Annotated in this window: 18 protein-coding genes and 1 other annotated feature; of the genes, 4 read left to right on the top strand and 14 right to left on the bottom strand. The window is 42.6% G+C overall.

All coding sequences use genetic code 11. From position 1 onward, the window contains the following. Positions 1 to 26: 26 nt before the first annotated feature. The gene (gene mecA, locus AT864_RS08580; protein WP_066148295.1) at positions 27 to 698 is read right to left on the bottom strand and encodes an adaptor protein MecA; all 672 of its coding nucleotides are present in this window, start codon (positions 696 to 698) and stop codon (positions 27 to 29) included. A 194-nt stretch (positions 699 to 892) separates the two neighbouring features. Here mecA and AT864_RS08575 point away from each other — a divergent pair, with 194 nt between their 5' ends. Beyond that, complete coding sequence (locus AT864_RS08575) at positions 893 to 1,561, top strand: TerC family protein (protein ID WP_044745739.1); 669 nt, start codon at positions 893 to 895, stop codon at positions 1,559 to 1,561. A 49-nt stretch (positions 1,562 to 1,610) separates the two neighbouring features. Here AT864_RS08575 and spxA read toward each other — a convergent pair whose 3' ends face one another. Further along, positions 1,611 to 2,009, bottom strand: coding sequence for a transcriptional regulator SpxA (gene spxA / locus AT864_RS08570; protein WP_044745738.1), 399 nt, complete (start codon positions 2,007 to 2,009; stop codon positions 1,611 to 1,613). A gap of 395 nt (positions 2,010 to 2,404) precedes the next feature. Here spxA and AT864_RS08565 point away from each other — a divergent pair, with 395 nt between their 5' ends. Continuing rightward, on the top strand, positions 2,405 to 2,596 hold the full coding sequence (locus tag AT864_RS08565) for a hypothetical protein (RefSeq protein WP_066148293.1): 192 nt from the start codon (positions 2,405 to 2,407) through the stop codon (positions 2,594 to 2,596). Positions 2,597 to 2,879: 283 nt separating this feature from the next. Here the strand turns inward: AT864_RS08565 and AT864_RS08560 are convergent, their stop codons facing one another. From AT864_RS08560 to AT864_RS08540, 5 genes are all read right to left on the bottom strand, one after another. Next, positions 2,880 to 3,818, bottom strand: coding sequence for an ABC transporter ATP-binding protein (locus tag AT864_RS08560; RefSeq protein WP_044745736.1), 939 nt, complete (start codon positions 3,816 to 3,818; stop codon positions 2,880 to 2,882). Position 3,819: 1 nt separating this feature from the next. Beyond that, entirely contained in the window at positions 3,820 to 4,887 is a 1,068-nt protein-coding gene (locus AT864_RS08555) for an ABC transporter ATP-binding protein (RefSeq protein WP_044745735.1), read from the bottom strand. Between the two features lie 11 nt (positions 4,888 to 4,898). Then, positions 4,899 to 5,816: an ABC transporter permease gene (locus tag AT864_RS08550; protein WP_044745734.1), complete on the bottom strand. Its 918-nt coding sequence runs from the start codon at positions 5,814 to 5,816 to the stop codon at positions 4,899 to 4,901. Between the two features lie 2 nt (positions 5,817 to 5,818). Then, the gene (locus AT864_RS08545) at positions 5,819 to 6,754 is read right to left on the bottom strand and encodes an ABC transporter permease (RefSeq protein ID WP_066148291.1); all 936 of its coding nucleotides are present in this window, start codon (positions 6,752 to 6,754) and stop codon (positions 5,819 to 5,821) included. A gap of 90 nt (positions 6,755 to 6,844) precedes the next feature. Further along, positions 6,845 to 8,485: a peptide ABC transporter substrate-binding protein gene (locus tag AT864_RS08540; protein ID WP_044745732.1), complete on the bottom strand. Its 1,641-nt coding sequence runs from the start codon at positions 8,483 to 8,485 to the stop codon at positions 6,845 to 6,847. Between the two features lie 526 nt (positions 8,486 to 9,011). Further along, positions 9,012 to 9,248 (top strand) — a binding site (T-box leader). A gap of 64 nt (positions 9,249 to 9,312) precedes the next feature. Between AT864_RS08540 and trpS the strand changes: the two genes are divergently transcribed. Further along, positions 9,313 to 10,302, top strand: coding sequence for a tryptophan--tRNA ligase (gene trpS, locus AT864_RS08535; protein WP_066148289.1), 990 nt, complete (start codon positions 9,313 to 9,315; stop codon positions 10,300 to 10,302). A 54-nt stretch (positions 10,303 to 10,356) separates the two neighbouring features. Here the strand turns inward: trpS and AT864_RS08530 are convergent, their stop codons facing one another. The 5 genes from AT864_RS08530 to AT864_RS08510 form a co-directional block, all read right to left on the bottom strand. Next, positions 10,357 to 11,097, bottom strand: a complete 741-nt coding sequence (locus tag AT864_RS08530) for a YjbA family protein (RefSeq protein ID WP_066148285.1) — start codon at positions 11,095 to 11,097, stop codon at positions 10,357 to 10,359. A gap of 85 nt (positions 11,098 to 11,182) precedes the next feature. Then, positions 11,183 to 11,383 carry a hypothetical protein gene (locus tag AT864_RS08525; RefSeq protein ID WP_066148283.1) on the bottom strand — a complete coding sequence of 67 codons (201 nt, stop codon included), beginning with the start codon at positions 11,381 to 11,383 and terminating at the stop codon, positions 11,183 to 11,185. Between the two features lie 84 nt (positions 11,384 to 11,467). Continuing rightward, complete coding sequence (locus AT864_RS08520; RefSeq protein ID WP_066148281.1) at positions 11,468 to 12,235, bottom strand: DUF2268 domain-containing protein; 768 nt, start codon at positions 12,233 to 12,235, stop codon at positions 11,468 to 11,470. Between the two features lie 102 nt (positions 12,236 to 12,337). Beyond that, positions 12,338 to 13,579: a beta-ketoacyl-ACP synthase II gene (gene fabF, locus AT864_RS08515; RefSeq protein WP_044745727.1), complete on the bottom strand. Its 1,242-nt coding sequence runs from the start codon at positions 13,577 to 13,579 to the stop codon at positions 12,338 to 12,340. 49 nt (positions 13,580 to 13,628) lie between these two features. Beyond that, positions 13,629 to 14,561, bottom strand: coding sequence for a beta-ketoacyl-ACP synthase III (locus AT864_RS08510; RefSeq protein WP_044745726.1), 933 nt, complete (start codon positions 14,559 to 14,561; stop codon positions 13,629 to 13,631). A gap of 165 nt (positions 14,562 to 14,726) precedes the next feature. Between AT864_RS08510 and AT864_RS08505 the strand changes: the two genes are divergently transcribed. Further along, on the top strand, positions 14,727 to 14,963 hold the full coding sequence (locus AT864_RS08505) for a hypothetical protein (protein ID WP_044745725.1): 237 nt from the start codon (positions 14,727 to 14,729) through the stop codon (positions 14,961 to 14,963). 70 nt (positions 14,964 to 15,033) lie between these two features. Here the strand turns inward: AT864_RS08505 and AT864_RS08500 are convergent, their stop codons facing one another. After that, positions 15,034 to 15,312, bottom strand: coding sequence for a hypothetical protein (locus tag AT864_RS08500; protein WP_066148279.1), 279 nt, complete (start codon positions 15,310 to 15,312; stop codon positions 15,034 to 15,036). A gap of 39 nt (positions 15,313 to 15,351) precedes the next feature. Beyond that, positions 15,352 to 16,080 carry an alpha/beta hydrolase gene (locus tag AT864_RS08495; protein WP_044745723.1) on the bottom strand — a complete coding sequence of 243 codons (729 nt, stop codon included), beginning with the start codon at positions 16,078 to 16,080 and terminating at the stop codon, positions 15,352 to 15,354. Positions 16,081 to 16,244 lie beyond the last annotated feature (164 nt).

Below are 16,244 nucleotides of genomic sequence, written 5' to 3'. Positions count from 1 at the left end.
CCGATTTCAACAGCTGAAATCGGCTTTTACTTTAACGGAAAATGTTTAGCCAGCGTAGCCAATGCATTGCTATGAATAATTTCTTTTCCGTATTCCTCTAATCGATAAATGGTTAGTTGAGAATCGATCCCGTATTCTAATAAGATGCTTAACCAATTGTCGATTTCGTGTTCTGTATAGTTTTCATCAAATTCAACAAATAAGTAGTAGCGGCCTTCGAATTGAAACAGGCTGTTTTTCACATTTGTGAAATCAGCGCGATGAGCAAGCGCAATCAAGTCTTCGATATCTTTAAAAGAGATCGTAAAATGAAGCACTTCTTCTTCCTCGTCTTCTGTCAGCCCCTCGCTATCCTGCTGCACATGAAAATGGTGGTCAAGAAGCTCCTCCATTTTTTCGTCCATCGGAAGCAATTTTTCTTCAGGAAGCGGAAGCTCTAATTTGCTTCCATCCTTGGACAGCTGCGCTTTTGTCACTAGCACCTCTAATCCTTTATCAAGCGCTTGCACTTGGATCCAAAGCGGCCCTTCAAGCGAAAAATCTCCTTCGTTATGGACTTCATCCATCATTTCCCAAAACAATTCTTCGCTTCGTTCGCGGTTATACCAAATTTCTTCGCGGTCAAAGCCGCGTTCTTCTATATCAACATAAGAGATATAAAACTTCACCGTATGCTCATTAATGCGTTCCATTTCCATTTGTCAACTCTCCCTTCTCCAAGACTGAGTTTGAAGGGACTTTTTTACCCCCGAAAGGCGATGCCTTGTACTTCTATTTTATGATAAAAACCTTCAGAAGGGAAATAAAAAAACCCCATTTTTCAAAAAATAGTGATGAAATGAAACATGTCCTACTATAATGATGATGAAAGAAAAGGAGATGAGGAACATAAATGATAAGCGAATATATAACTTCGATTCTTCTCATCATCGGTATTGATGTCATTCTTGGCGGAGATAACGCAGTTGTCATTGCTTTAGCGAGCAGAAAGTTACCGGAGCAGAAACGAAATACAGCCATTGTGCTTGGAACCACGTTAGCCATTGCCGTTCGCATCGTTTTAACAGCGGCGGTCGTCATATTGCTAAAGATTCCGTTTTTGCAGTTTGTAGGCGGATGCATGCTGCTTTGGATTTCTCTCAAACTGTTAATTCAAAAAAACGAAACACCTACGCACATTGAATCAGCAACCTCGCTCTGGAAAGCAGTACAAACCATCGTTGCAGCAGATGTGGTGATGGGATTAGATAATGTTATTGCCATCGCCGGTGCAGCGGATGGCCGTGCTTCTCTTGTCGTCTTTGGATTTCTTTTTTCTGTTCCGATTATCATTTTAGGCAGCAAAATTATACTTTATTCAATGGAGCGATATCCTTTTTTAATTTACATTGGAGCAGCCATTTTAGCGTATACAGCTGGGAAAATGATCTTAGGAGAGCAACGAATCCAACATATTGACGAAGTTGTTTCTCTTCGCCCTTTTTTCCCATTTGCCGCCGCTATGTTCATCATCTGTGCCGGCTGGCTGATCAATCGGAAAAATGACCGCTCTTGGACATAAGAACAAGATGATAAAAAACTTCTACATGGAGCAACCATGTAGAAGTTTTTTACTGATTAACGAGCCGTTGAGCTTCACGCAACTGATAAGCTCGCACCTTGCGCGGCAAGAAGCGGCGAATTTCATCCTCGTTATACCCAACTTGAAGGCGTTTTTCATCAATGATAATCGGTCTTCTTAAAATTCCCGGATATTTTTGGATAATCTCATATAAATCTTGGAGCGGCAATGACTCGAGATTTATATTTAATTTTTGGAAAATTTTTGATCTAGTAGAGATAATTTCATCTGTCCCCGTTTCTGTCATGCGAAGAATTTCTTTAATTTCATCGATTGACAGCGGTTCAGAAAAAATATTTCGTTCAACATACGGAATATCATGTTGCTCTAGCCACGCTTTTGCTTTGCGGCAAGAGGTGCAGCTAGGTGATGTATACAATGTAACCATAATTGTTACTCACTCTCCTTTAACAGGATAAATAGTCCTGCTTACATATGAGCCAGTCAGCTTGTTTTCTGCTCATATTTAGATGAAAATGGATTTCATACTGTATATTATACAATAAAATTCCTAAGAACGGTATAGTTTTTCAAAGTCCCCCCATTTTCTTCAGCCCGCTTCCCATATTCTCTAAAATCCTCTACAATATAAAGAAAGGAAAATAACAACGGCCATCCATGACCTCAAAAACGAAACCACGCGACCGTCTTCGCTTTTTAGCGGCTGATTCGATGATAAAGTGAAGCAGTCGAAGCGTTTACTTGAACGAACATCCCTGTTTCGGCATCTTGCTTATTTCCATTGTTGGCCATTCTATAAGCAGGTAAGGGGAGGAAGGGCATATGACCCAATATTTTATTGATTTCATGATTGTCGGCGTCCTCATCATTGGAATGACGGCGCTAATGGGGGTTTTTGCCAACGGGGTTGGCGAATATGTATTTGGCGGCTCCAGACGATTGGAGCACATTCAAAAAACAGCCAAAACACAAGAAGGCTGGAATCGCGTTGGCGGCAAAAAAATCTCGGGATAATGCTCAAGAAGATGGTAGACAAAGTCAACACGGACTTTGTCTACCATCATTTTAAGCATCCCTCCATTCATGGTGACGTTTCTTACATCAGAATGGCTTGAAAACGTTCGGAAGACAAGAAATGCAACCGAATCAAGACATTCATGGACGGAGCCAGTGATGCAGTATGAAGGGTCGCCAACAGTCTATGTTTTTTATTTTTAGAATAGTCAAATGAATCAAAATGTTTTATAATCATTCATATCCATTCCATTTATAAAAAAAGATCTCTCGAAACGAGAGATCAACTATGCATGGCTTTATATTTTTTGTATTCTTCCTCCGAGCATAATACAAAATGGCCCGGCGTAATTTCACGAAATTCGAGACTTTCTCCATCTTTATATTGGTGCTGTGATGGATCATAAATCGCTCTCCTGCGCACTCGTTCTGTTTCCGGATCCGGCAGCGGAATCGCGGATAATAATGCTTTTGTATAAGGATGAATCGGGTTGCGATACAGCTCTTCCGCCTCTGCCAATTCAACCATTTTTCCAAAATACATGACACCGATGCGATCGCTAATATATTTCACCATCGACAAATCATGGGCAATAAATAAGTAAGTCAGTCCTTTTTCGCGCTGTAGTCTCTTCATTAAGTTCACAACCTGCGCTTGGATCGAAACATCTAAGGCAGAAATCGGTTCATCGGCAATAATAAATTCTGGCTCAACCGCTAAAGCGCGGGCAATTCCGATCCGTTGCCGCTGACCGCCGGAAAATTCATGCGGATATCGATTCGCATGCTCTCGATTTAAGCCAACCGTCTCGAGGAGCTCGTATACCCGTTTCATTCGTTCCTCTTTTGTTTTTGCAAGACCGTGAATATCGATGCCCTCAGCAATGATGTCCGCAACGGTCATGCGCGGATTCAGCGACGCGTATGGATCTTGGAAAATCATTTGCATTTTTCGCTTTAACATTTTTAATTCTTTAGGCGATTTTTTGCCGTGAACGCTCACGCCATTCAGCAGCACCTCGCCGCTCGTTGCTTGATATAAGCCAATAATCGTCCTTCCTGTCGTCGATTTCCCGCATCCAGATTCCCCCACAAGACCAAGCGTTTCTCCTTTATAAATATCGAACGTTATACCGTCTACTGCTTTGATTACTTGTCCATGCCCGACGTTAAAATGCTGCTTAAGATTTTTGATTTCGATCAGTTTTTGCTTTTCTGCCATTTTACTCACTCTCCTTTACAATAACAGGTTGAGGGTAATTGGAGGAGAGCTTGCGCAAACGTTTTTTCACCGCTTCAGGCGGCTCTACTTTTGGCGCGTCCGGATGAAGCAGCCATGTCGCTGCATAGTGCGTATCCGAAATCTGAAACAGCGGCGGCTCCAACTCAAAGTCGATTTTCATCGCATATGGATTGCGCGGCGCAAATGCATCGCCTTTTGGCGGGTTTGTCAAATCTGGCGGCGTTCCTGGGATGGCCGCTAATTCCGATTTATCATCGCTATCTAAGCTCGGCATCGACGCCAATAATCCCCATGTATAAGGATGCTTCGGGTCATAGAAGACTTCATCCACCGTTCCCATTTCTACGATTTTTCCTGCGTACATGACGGCCACACGATCCGCTACATTAGCAACGACCCCTAAATCATGAGTAATAAAGATAATCGATGTATTGGTTTTCTTCTGCAGCTCTTTCATCAGCTCTAAAATTTGCGCCTGAATCGTTACATCCAACGCTGTCGTTGGTTCATCGGCAATCAATAGCTTCGGATTGGAGGCCAAGGCTACAGCAATCATCGCCCGCTGTCTCATTCCCCCGGAAAATTCGTGCGGATATTGGGTCACGCGTTTTTCCGGCATCGGAATCCCAACAAGACGCAACAATTCAATCGCCCGCTCCTTTGCAGCCGATTTGTCCATTTTCAAATGTTTCGTTAACACTTCCATGATCTGATGTCCGACCTTCATGGTTGGATTCAACGATGTCATTGGATCTTGAAAGATCATCCCGATATCTTTTCCGCGAATCGCTTCCATTTCCTTGTCTGTTTTCTTAACAAGATCCTCTCCATCAAAAAGAATTTGTCCATTTTTGATTCTGCCCGGCGGTGTTGGAATAAGGCGCATAATGGTTTGGGAAGTCACGCTTTTTCCGGATCCTGATTCCCCTACAATCGCCAGCGTTTCCCCTCTGTTTAAGTGAAAGCTAACACCGCGCACAGCCTGAACTTCTCCGCCATATGTTTGAAACGAAACCTCTAAGTTTTTTACTTCTAACAGCTTCTCCATGTCTTCACCCCTTACTTACGCAATCTCGGATCTAGCGCATCGCGCAAACCGTCCCCTACTACGTTAAATGCAAAAATCGTTAAGCAAATAAAAGTAGCTGGGAAAAATAACCGCCATGGATAGTATTGCATGGCTTGTACTCCATCAGAAGCCATCGTCCCCCAACTCGCTAAAGGCTGCGGCACGCCAAGACCTAAATAACTTAAAAATGCTTCTGTAAAAATCGCAGATGGAATCGATAAGGTTAATGTGACAAGAATCGGGCCCATCGCGTTTGGAATTAAATGCTTAAACATAATCCGCGATGTGCTTGCACCTAGCGTTTGCGATGCAAGTACATATTCTTGGCTTTTCAGCTGAAGCACTTGCCCGCGAACGATGCGCGCCATATTGATCCATCCGGTAATCGTCATCGCTAAAATCATGGTACCTAGTCCTTGGCCTAAAACAACCATTAAGATAATCACGAGCAACAAATAAGGAACGGCCCATAAAATATCGGCAATCCGCATCATCACTTCGTCCGTTCTGCCACCGCGAAGCCCGGAAATACCGCCCCACAGCACCCCGATCAATAAGTCAATAAGCGCTGCGGCTAAACCAATGAACAAAGAAATTCTAGCACCATACCATGTACGCGCGAATACATCCCGACCTAAATCATCTGTGCCAAACCAGTGCTTAGAAGATGGAGGCTGGTTTGTATTCATTAAGTCGTTTGTCGCATAGTCGTATTTCGTCATGTGTGGTCCAAAAATCGCCATAAAGACTAAGAGTACAAGCAAAACTAGGCCAAACATCGCTAATTTATTTTTGCGAAAGCGAATCGCAACATCCTTCCAATAAGAAAGGCTCGGTCTCGATATTTTTTCCGCTTCGCCCAGCTCTGCTGCCGCTGGCTGAAACATCTCTTTTGGAATTTGTTGCATGATTACTCTCCTTTCTTTCCACCGGCTAGCTTAATTCGAGGATCAATGAAGCCGTACGCAATATCCACAAGCAGGACAGAGGCCAGCAGTAAAATGCTGTAAAACACCGTCACTCCCATAATCACGGTATAATCACGATTCGAAATGCTCAATACAAAATGGCTTCCCAATCCAGGAATACCAAAGATTTTTTCAATGACAAAGCTTCCCGTTAAAACCCCTGCGGACAATGGTCCCAAATAGGTGACAACAGGCAATAAAGCGTTGCGAATGGCGTGTTTTACCGTAATTTGTCCTCTTGAAAGCCCTTTTGCCTTCGCTGTGCGAATATAATCATTGCTTAATACCTCCAGCATGCTGGAACGAGTCAAGCGAGCAATGAACGCCATCGGCGTCGCCGCAAGCGCAAGCGCCGGCAAAACCGTGTGCTGCAATGACTCCCATCGGGCCACCGGGAACAAGTGCAGCTTAATCGCTAAAAAGTATTGCAAAACAGAGGCCATAATAAAGCTCGGAACCGATATTCCGAGAACGGCAAAAACCATCGCTCCGTAATCCTGCCATTTATTATGATTCAGCGCAGCAATAATCCCTAACAAAATCCCGATACTTACTGCTATCAGCAAAGCTTCCATTCCAAGAAAAAAAGAAACCGGAAAGCCGTCGCTAATGAGATCGTTCACTGTTTGTCCTTTATATTTAAAGGACGGACCGAAATCCCATTTCGCAACAGAAACTAAATAGTCAAAATATTGACTGTACCAAGGGCGATCCAGCCCATAGTATTCATTTAAGTTTTTTTCAATTTCAGGAGGCAACTTTTTCTCCCCAGAGAAAGGTCCACCTGGCGCAGCTCTCATTAAAAAGAACGTCGCTGTAATAATTAAAAAGAGTGATAGCAACATATAGAGCAAACGTCTGCCTATATACCGCAACATATTCAAACACCTCCATTTTTTTGTAATTTGGCTTCATCGTGAAATGAAGGTATACGGGACAGTTCCCATATACCTTCACTCATTCACACCTTATTCAAAATATGCCCATTTGAATTGAACATCGCCAAGGCCTGATACTTCCACGCCTTTTAGGTTGTCTTTTTGCACCCAAGTATTTGTGTAGAAGTAGATTGGCGCGATTGGAAGCTCATCCATTAAAATTTGTTCTGCATCTTTGAGCATTTGCTTACGTTTTTCTGGATCAGCCTCTTTTTGTGAATCGATTAGCAATTGTTTGAACTTCGGATTTTCCCAATTTGTATCGTTGTTGCCGCCCTCTTTATCACGATATAGCTCCAAGAAGTTGATTGGATCGTTAAAGTCTCCTAACCAACCCATGCGGCCAATTTGATAATCACCAGAATGCAATTTGTCAATGTATACGTTCCATTCTGCATTTTCCAGCTTCACATTAATGCCTAGATTTTTCTTCCACATGTCTTGAATGGCCTGAGCAATTTTAGCGTGAGCGTCGTCCGTATTATAGGACAGAGTGATTGGCGGCAAATCTTTTACATCCTTTAAGCCAAGCTCTTGAAGACCTTTTTGTAAATACTCTTTTGCTTTTTCGACATCGTTATCTTTGAAATATCCCTTTTCATTTTCAGGGAACATCGTTGGCGGCACAGCAGCCATCGCTGGAATTTGCTCGCCTTTTGTCACGTTTTCTACAATCGCTTTGCGGTCGATCGCATATGTGAATGCCTTGCGGATATTCACATTGTTGAATGGTGGTTTTTCCGTATTAAATTTGTACCAATACGTACCTGCGATTGGCTGAACGTGCAATTTACCTTCTTTCTTTAACTGCGGCAAAGAGTCTGTCGGCAATTGGCCAGTAGGCATTCCTGCCCAATCTAGCTCTCCGTTGTTAAACATGGAAAGCTCCGTATTGGTGTCATTGACCATCGCCATGTCGATTTTCTCAAGCTTGACGTTTTTCGCATCCCAATAGGATTCATTCTTTTCAAGAACGATTTTGCTGTTATGCTCCCAAGTGACCATTTTGAACGGACCGTTTGAAGTGTAATCAGGTCCTGCGTTTTTATACCAGTCTGGTTTTTGTTGAGCCACTTTGCTGTTCACTGGATAATACGTATAGAACGCTGTTAATTCTAAAAAGTAAGGGGTTGGAGCTTCAAGAGTCACTTGCAATGTTTTCTCGTCAAGTGCTTTTACGCCAACGTCCTCAGCTTTCGCCTTTCCTTCATTATAGGCTTGGCCATTTTTAATATAGTAAAGCTGATAAGCGTATTGTGATTCATTCTTTGGATCAAGCGCCCATTTCCAAGCATATTCGAAGTCTTGCGCTGTCACTGGGTCACCGTTTGTCCATTTTGCGTCGCGCAGCTTGAATGTGTAAGTCGTTAAATCATCGGAAACCTCGTAGCTTTCTGCAGCAGCTAATTCAGGTTTGCCGTCTTTAATGGTTGTCAACCCTTCGAATGTTTGGCGCAACACGTTACCAGAAACAGAGTCATTCGCCAAACCAGGATGTAGAGAAAACGGCTCAGTCTTAATGTTCACACGCAGCTCTTGCGGAACATCTGATTTTTTGCCTCCTGCTTTATCATCGCTGGCGTCATCTTTTTTGCTGAATCCGCCACAAGCAGCAAGGAAGAGACTAAGCACTAGCATTAAGCTGAACAAAAGAGATAGTCTTTTCTTCAATGAATTTCCCCCCTAGTAAAAAATTTTTATAGTCAAAAGTCCTACGTAAAAGCGCAGAACTTTTGGTACCCCAGTTGCATCTTGAGCCGGTATGTACAAGAGCCTAGATCCATCACTCTGGATGGAAAAATTTTATCTGCTCTACTACAGATCGAAAATATTAATATACTTAAAAAAGAAATCATTCTATATTTTTGTTTTTTCTGAATTTTCCATTTGTTAAAATTGTTTTTTTAACTTTATTTTTCAGCTAATTAGCATTTTATAGTTTTTTTCGATAAATGTAAATAAAAAAAATTACAAAATCACAAAAAAAAACTGAAAAAACAACAAATTAAAGCGTTTACATTTTCATTTTTTTTAAATTTATCCTTTCATTACACTATCAATTTATCACTTTAATTTAGGAAAGAGAATTTTTTGAAAATAATTTTTTCAATAAGCTTGATATAATAATACAGAAATAGGAAAATCGACGGTTATTTCTTGCACAAATGTTCTTCATGCATTAGAATAAAGAAAAAAACAGCATGCGATGAGAAAGAAGAGTACATGTTGTGATGCCTTCAGAGAGCTTGTGGTTGGTGGGAACAAGCGGCTAGCAATATGGAATGGGCTTTCGAGCATCTGGGCTGAACTGGAGAGTAGGCTCAGACGTTTGCCTTGCGTTATAGAGGCGCCATGCATGATACAGCATGGATCAGAGTGATTGCACGTTTCTGTGCAATAACTAGGGTGGCAACGCGGTCCTATCGTCCCTAATTTTCGCTAAGGGGAGATAGGGCCTTTATTTATGAGCAAATAATGGAAAAGGAGTGGTCTATCTCATGAAAACCATTTTTTCTGGCATCCAGCCAAGCGGAGTTCTCACCCTTGGAAACTATATTGGTGCCATGCGGCAGTTTGTTGAGCTGCAACACGAATATCAATGCTATTTTTGTATCGTCGATCAGCACGCGATTACCGTGCCGCAAGATCCAAAACAGCTTCGTCAAAATATCCGCAGCTTGGCGGCCTTCTATTTAGCGGTCGGCATTGATCCGAACACAGCCACTTTATTTGTGCAATCGGAAGTTCCTGCTCACGCGCAGGCCGGATGGATTTTACAGTGTCTTTCCTATATCGGAGAGCTTGAACGGATGACGCAATTTAAAGATAAATCGGCGGGAAAAGAGGCAGTGAGCGCGGGTCTATTAACATACCCGCCGTTAATGGCGGCTGATATTCTTCTTTATAAAACAGACATCGTTCCTGTTGGCGAAGATCAAAAGCAGCACATTGAATTAACTCGCGACTTAGCGGAGCGCTTCAATAAACGATACGGGGAAATTTTCACCATCCCTGAAGCGCGCATCCCAAAAGTCGGAGCGCGAATTATGTCATTGGCCGATCCATTGAAAAAAATGAGTAAATCGGATCCAAATCAAAAATCATATATTACGCTGTTAGATGATGCCAAAGCCATTGAAAAGAAAATTAAGAGCGCTGTAACCGATTCTGAAGGAACGATCCGCTACGACAAGGAAACGAAGCCTGGTGTTACTAACTTATTGAATATTTATTCCATTTTAGCAAATAAAACGATCGAACAATTAGAACAGCAATATGCCGGAAAAGGCTATGGAGAATTTAAAAGCGATTTAGCTCAAGTGATTATGGATGCCCTCGCTCCGGTTCAAGAGAAATATTATCATTTAATGGAAAGCAGCTCTCTTGATGACATCCTTGATAAAGGGGCAGAGAAAGCGAACCAAGTAGCAAACGAAATGCTCAAAAAAATGGAACATGCGATGGGATTAGGACGAAATCGAGGATAACAACAAAGCAAAAAAAGCAAGCCGCAACATCGGCTTGCTTTTTATTCAACCTCTTTAGTTAACCCGCGGCTCTTGCTCCATTTCCCACAGCTTTTCAAAAAATGGCTGTCCTTTAATCATTTTTTCGCATAGTTGAACGTGCTTTTCCGACCAATCGTATTTTGTTTCCTCATATAGCTGCTGCCATGCTTCTTCAAATGACATTTGCTGAATTAAAGGATATTTATGCGGCGCCCATTCCGTGTACCAATAGCGAATTTCTGCTACATTTTTCGTTGAATAAAGCTGATCCATCGCCATAAACAAAAGCTGTTTGAGTTGGCGCTCCTTCCGTGTCAGTCCGTTCATCAGCTCCGGAGCAGGCGATAAAATATGATATTCTTTTTCATATGAAGGAAGCGGATAGGCTTCTTCTTGCTGGTCCGCGACCATTTCATAGACAAGCTGCTCTTGTCTTGGAATCAGCCGACTTTTGCGAATTGGAATGCTCGAACCGATCGTGTCAATCGCTAATATTCCTTTTCCATCCGTTACAACGAAACAATAATCAAGCTGAAGACGTTCATGGTTTTTCCGCACATATGCTTTTTGATAAACATCTTCTAAAAGTGGCTTAGGTATCTCCGACAAACTATTTTCTACATAATTAAACAAACGGGAAGATACCTTTAAAAGCGGAACTTGATCGAGCAATTCGACTTGGTCATCCTTTCTCCATTCATGAAAGTGACAGACGTTATACCCATTTTCCTCGCCTTCAAACCAATTCACCCAAATATCATGAAGATATAACATAAGATACCCCTCACTTCAAAAGCTATTTGTCCATCATTATAGGCAGAGGGGGATTATTTTATTCCACAGCAGCCTTTTTTATCCATTATTCTTGATCCGGAAAGTATAGACTGAACCACATGACAATCATGCCGATTGGAAGTAAATAGCACTCCATTCTCGTGCTAATAAATTGAAAGTAATTGATCCACCCTCGCTCCGGTGTGATGAGATTTAAATAAGCAATGGATGTAACCCCCCCTATAACTGAAAAACCAAAGCCGAGCAAATAAATGAATACGCGCATCGCTTTCCTCCGTCGCCTTGTCCATCTTATTTCTACATATATGTGCAAGCGGCATTGTTCATGACTATGACCTTAAGGCGATTGCTAAAATTGCGCGAGCTGCAGAATGCGCTCTGCAGGCATTTCCATCAGCTTAAAAAAGTCGTGCTCTTTTTGCAAGGCGGCACATACGATTCCGTAGCCTACCGCATATCCAAGCATCTCAGGATACAGACCGCGTCCATATAAAAGGCGGTCGTATAATCGATGTGACGGAAAAATCATTTGATAGCGGTCAAGATATTGCTTCCAAAAATGGCGCAATTCATCGTCTGAATAGTATGATGTCCATTTGGCTTGATATTCTTTTCCCACGTCTTGCCCGACTGCTTGTTCTGCCAAGCCCTCTAAAATCACGGCGTCAAGCAGCGGATATTCCTTTTTCGGTTGCTTTGCTAGGCGGCAAACGTGATTGTATTCATGAGTCAATACGGCCTCTATTTCTTTCCATGAATGCTGCGGCAACAAAAATAAAAACAATTTATCAGCGTAGGCAAGACCGCCTTTACTATTAAAATCTCGAGCCATCTTTCTGTTATGTTCATTTGCCGGAAAAATAAAAACAGGTACATCCGGGCCGTTCCAGCGCTTTTGTAATCGATGATAGATCCTTTCCGTTCGCTCCCATAGCTGCTTTCGCTTCATGGTTTCTGTTATCTTTTTCGCTTCCTCCGATAACGAATGCATTCCGTGATGAATAAGATGAACATAAATATGCCGAGCGTTGCCCCCTCGAAAATAATCGGTTAGCCGTTCGCATAGCTGCAGCGGCTGTTCCGTAGCGAGCCATTCGTCGGTATGAATAACCGGCATTTCTCGCTTCCCCCTTTCTCTTCCTTATTTCCTATCGTATGATGGAGCAGAAAAAGGGGTGAAAAAAAGGCGATCCCGCTTTTTATGAGATCGCCTTGTTGATTATTCCGTATATTTTCTGAAAATAAGAGTGGCATTATGTCCGCCAAAGCCAAGCGAGTTGCTTAAAACAGCGTTTACTTCCTGTTTTCTCGCTACATTTGGCACATAATCAAGATCGCACTCTGGATCCGGTGTTTCATAATGAATCGTTGGCGGAATCACTCCATCGATCATTGTCAAGATGGAGAACATCGCTTCAACCGCGCCTGCGGCACCCAATAAATGGCCGGTCATCGACTTGGTTGAGCTGATTGCCAATTTATAAGCATGATCGCCAAAGACCTCTTTTATCGCCATTGTTTCATATTTATCGTTATATTCGGTGCTTGTTCCATGAGCGTTAATATAACCGATTTCTTCTGGCTTCATTCCGGCATCAGCGAGCGCTTGGCGCATCGCCCGCACACCGCCTTCCCCGCCTGGTGCAGGAGCTGTAATGTGATAAGCATCTCCCGTTGATCCATAGCCAACGATTTCCGCATAAATACGAGCGCCCCGCTTGCGTGCATGTTCTAATTCTTCGAGCACGAGAATAGCAGCACCCTCTCCGATCACAAACCCATCACGGTTTTTATCGAATGGCCGGCTTGCTTTGTCCGGATCAGGATTTGTTGATAAAGCCGTATTCGCGCAAAATCCGGCTAATGCCATTTTCGTAATCGGCGCTTCGGTTCCTCCTGTCACCATCACATCCGCATCACCGCGTTGAATGACTTTAAACGCATCGCCAATCGAATTCGCGCCTGTTGCGCATGCTGTAACTGTACAAGAGTTGATTCCTTTTGCTCCTAATATAATCGATACTTGCCCTGCCGCCATATCAGGAATCATCATCGGTACAAAAAATGGGCTTACACGGCGATAACCGCGCTGTTGAAAAATTTCAAACTGCTGCTCGAATGTTTCCATTCCGCCGATTCCTGAGCCAATCCATACGCCCACTCGCTCGGCATTTTCTTCATTGATTGTTAAATTGGCATCTTTTACAGCCATAAGTGCAGATGCTACCGCATATTGAGTAAAGCGGTCCATTTTACGCGCTTCACGTTTATCCATATAAAGTTCCGGATTAAAATCCTTTACCTCTGCCGCAACTTTTGCCGGATAATCATCTGGATTGACACGAGTCAGCGGACCCACGCCATTTTCGCCTGCTATTATACGTTCCCATGTTGTTTCCACATCATTACCAAGCGGAGTCACTGCTCCCAAACCTGTGACAACGACTCTTCTCTTTTCCATCCTTTTTGCCTCTCTTTCCGTTTGTAGTCAAAGAGCTTTCATCGTTATTTTAGCGTCCCCATCTTAAGGCGATCGCTCCCCATGTTAAACCGCCCCCAAAACCAACCATAATGATTAGATCATCGTCTTTGATTTTTCCAGCCTCTAGTTCTTCGACAATCGAAATTGGAATAGAAGCAGCGGACGTATTGCCATATTTTCTGACGGTTGCTGACATTTTATCCTCCGGCAGCTCCAAGCGCTGTCTAGCTGCTTCAACAATACGAATATTGGCTTGATGCGGAACTAAAAAATCCACATCCTGTTTAGACAATCCTGCTTTTTCGAGTACGTGAATGCATGATTCCCCCATTTGACGAACCGCAAATTTGAACACCTCTCGACCATTCATAACAACATATTCGTCTTGATATAGGTGTTTTCCTCCTGTTCCGTCAGCTCCTAATTCAAAGGATACAATGCCGCGGCCTTCGGAAACGGGTCCCATCACGACAGCACCTGCCCCATCACCAAATAAAACAGCCGTATTGCGGTCCTCCCAATTTACGATTTTCGATAATTTTTCCGCTCCTATCACTAATATATATCGATATGTTCCGCTTTCAATAAATTGCTTTGCTGTAACCATTCCATACATGAAGCCAGCGCAGGCTGCACTAATATCTAGGGCTGCTGCTTTTGTCGCCCCCAATCTTTCTTGCAGCATGCAAGCAACTGACGGAAATGGACGATCCGGCGTTACTGTAGCCACTAAAATTAAATCAAGTTCCGCAGCTGAGATCCGGGCGTTCTCAAGAGCCTTCACAGCAGCAAAATAAGCCATATCTGACGTGTCAATATCATCAGCGGCAATTCTTCTCTCTTCAATTCCCGTTCTAGTCCGAATCCATTCATCAGACGTATCCATCATTTTTTCCAAATCGAGGTTGGTGACTACCTTTTCCGGCAAATACCGGCCGATTCCGATAATACCTGCATTCATGCAGAACATCTCCTTTATTGTTATATAACCAATTACTATTACTTGGTACTAATTTTATCGAAGTTTTCATAATCACGCAATATAAATGTTTGGTCCATGTCATCTGTCTAATCATTTCTACTTTTCTGAACATAAATTGCTTATAAGGAGAAAGGGGGATCTCATGTGGAAGAAGAAAAACAAACGACCCATCAGCTAAATGACCGTTTTTCTCGTCTAATGTTTGGAGACTTTCCATTTCGTCAAGAAAAACAAACAAACGTAGCAGAAACATCCTCTTCCCAGCAGGGGGTTGATTTTCTACAGCTTATGCAGGACATTGATACACTTGTCTCCTCGTTCCATCAACTCAAACCATTCATGAAAACGTTTACTTCTTTTACGGATTTATTAAAAAAATAAATAACGTAGATCGAAACGAACCGATTGTGCGGTTCCTATTTTTTCCACACGAATACATGGCAAAGGTAAGTCACCAGATCTCTCCGGCCGTTGCTATTCCAGAAACCACAGGTGTGTTGATGATCCAATAAAACCAATTGACATTGTTTGATTCCTCGCTTTTCTGCCGTAGTCGGCAAGCCATATTTTTAGTAAAAGAATGGATTATTACCGTTTGTGCAGAAGCCATGTTTTCATCTTCAAATAGCATGAATAGTGGGAAAGTAGAGCGCATTTTTAGAAAAGCTTCTGTAAAGCATGCTTCACCAGCCTCCTTATCTAACTCGTTGCGTGGATCCTTCTGCTGCAAAAACTCCTCTATCGTTCCTAAGAGCGATAGAGGAGCTCATCATAATCGATTATACTTTTCATAGAATTGGTGAATGGCTCTGGCAAACCGATATCGTTTTTCCGGTAAATGATACAAAACTTCCACAGGCAGCTTTTTTTCTTTTGCTATTTCTGCATACTTACGGCAGTGAAGGGAAGAAGGATAAGGCGTTACTCCGGATAGCTGCCATATTTTCGTCGGTACATGGGAAAAAGTCAAAGAAGAACAAGGAATCACATCATATACTTTAGTCTTGTCTACTCTATAGGCATCGGCGATATCGTTTACTAGACGTTTGTAGAAAAATTTGTTTTCCTTTTCGTATTCCAGTTGTGCTCGCAAATTTAGACATGGACTAAACATCGCCACCGCCCGAATTTGTGGAGATATTTCCTCCATCAGTCGCAAGGCGGCAAGCGCCCCCATTCCTTCGGCTAAAAGATAAATACGATGATTAAGAATTTCACTTTTTAATACATAGTAGATCAGTTGTTTCGCCAACCGAAGCGCCTGATCACTTCCCCAATGCCGCCCGTACAAATGGGAAGAAAAAATGGTGTATCCATATTGAAGCAGATCATCTAGCAGTTGCCGTCTTCCTTCGTGCTCGGTCCAGAAGCTTGCATTTTCTGTTACATAATGATTGACATCTCCAAGAAGAAGAACGCCAAACCCATTTGGGCGCTCCGGTACATGGATGATGCACCATTGATCATCTAATTGGAAAAAACGCTGCTGAATCGTCATATTATTTCACCTTTACTTTCCCAGGTGTGTTGTCGATGAATCAATATCATTTAGAAATTGATTACCTTTATTGCTTTTCTGCCGCCCTTCGAACAATAATCGTTATGCGCAGAAAAGCGAATCATCATCCTCTCCTGATCACTTATACCTCAATGAAACCCCTG

The sequence above is a fragment of the Anoxybacillus sp. P3H1B genome, assembly GCF_001560855.1.
Taxonomy (GTDB): Bacteria; Bacillota; Bacilli; order Bacillales; family Anoxybacillaceae; genus Anoxybacteroides; species Anoxybacteroides rupiense.
Note: the sequence above shows the minus strand (reverse complement) of the source record. Positions and strands in the feature narration are given on the sequence as shown.

Coding starts and splice junctions, on each gene's coding strand:
- AT864_RS08560 (WP_044745736.1), bottom strand. CDS start 3,818: ATGGCAGAAAAGCAAAAACTGATCGAAATCAAAAATCTTAAGCAGCAT.
- AT864_RS08575 (WP_044745739.1), top strand. CDS start 893: ATGATAAGCGAATATATAACTTCGATTCTTCTCATCATCGGTATTGAT.
- AT864_RS08545 (WP_066148291.1), bottom strand. CDS start 6,754: ATGTTGCGGTATATAGGCAGACGTTTGCTCTATATGTTGCTATCACTC.
- spxA (WP_044745738.1), bottom strand. CDS start 2,009: ATGGTTACATTGTATACATCACCTAGCTGCACCTCTTGCCGCAAAGCA.
- AT864_RS08565 (WP_066148293.1), top strand. CDS start 2,405: ATGACCCAATATTTTATTGATTTCATGATTGTCGGCGTCCTCATCATT.
- AT864_RS08550 (WP_044745734.1), bottom strand. CDS start 5,816: ATGCAACAAATTCCAAAAGAGATGTTTCAGCCAGCGGCAGCAGAGCTG.
- AT864_RS08530 (WP_066148285.1), bottom strand. CDS start 11,097: ATGTTATATCTTCATGATATTTGGGTGAATTGGTTTGAAGGCGAGGAA.
- AT864_RS08510 (WP_044745726.1), bottom strand. CDS start 14,561: ATGAATGCAGGTATTATCGGAATCGGCCGGTATTTGCCGGAAAAGGTA.
- AT864_RS08555 (WP_044745735.1), bottom strand. CDS start 4,887: ATGGAGAAGCTGTTAGAAGTAAAAAACTTAGAGGTTTCGTTTCAAACA.
- mecA (WP_066148295.1), bottom strand. CDS start 698: ATGGAAATGGAACGCATTAATGAGCATACGGTGAAGTTTTATATCTCT.
- AT864_RS08520 (WP_066148281.1), bottom strand. CDS start 12,235: ATGCCGGTTATTCATACCGACGAATGGCTCGCTACGGAACAGCCGCTG.
- trpS (WP_066148289.1), top strand. CDS start 9,313: ATGAAAACCATTTTTTCTGGCATCCAGCCAAGCGGAGTTCTCACCCTT.
- fabF (WP_044745727.1), bottom strand. CDS start 13,579: ATGGAAAAGAGAAGAGTCGTTGTCACAGGTTTGGGAGCAGTGACTCCG.
- AT864_RS08525 (WP_066148283.1), bottom strand. CDS start 11,383: ATGCGCGTATTCATTTATTTGCTCGGCTTTGGTTTTTCAGTTATAGGG.
- AT864_RS08495 (WP_044745723.1), bottom strand. CDS start 16,080: ATGACGATTCAGCAGCGTTTTTTCCAATTAGATGATCAATGGTGCATC.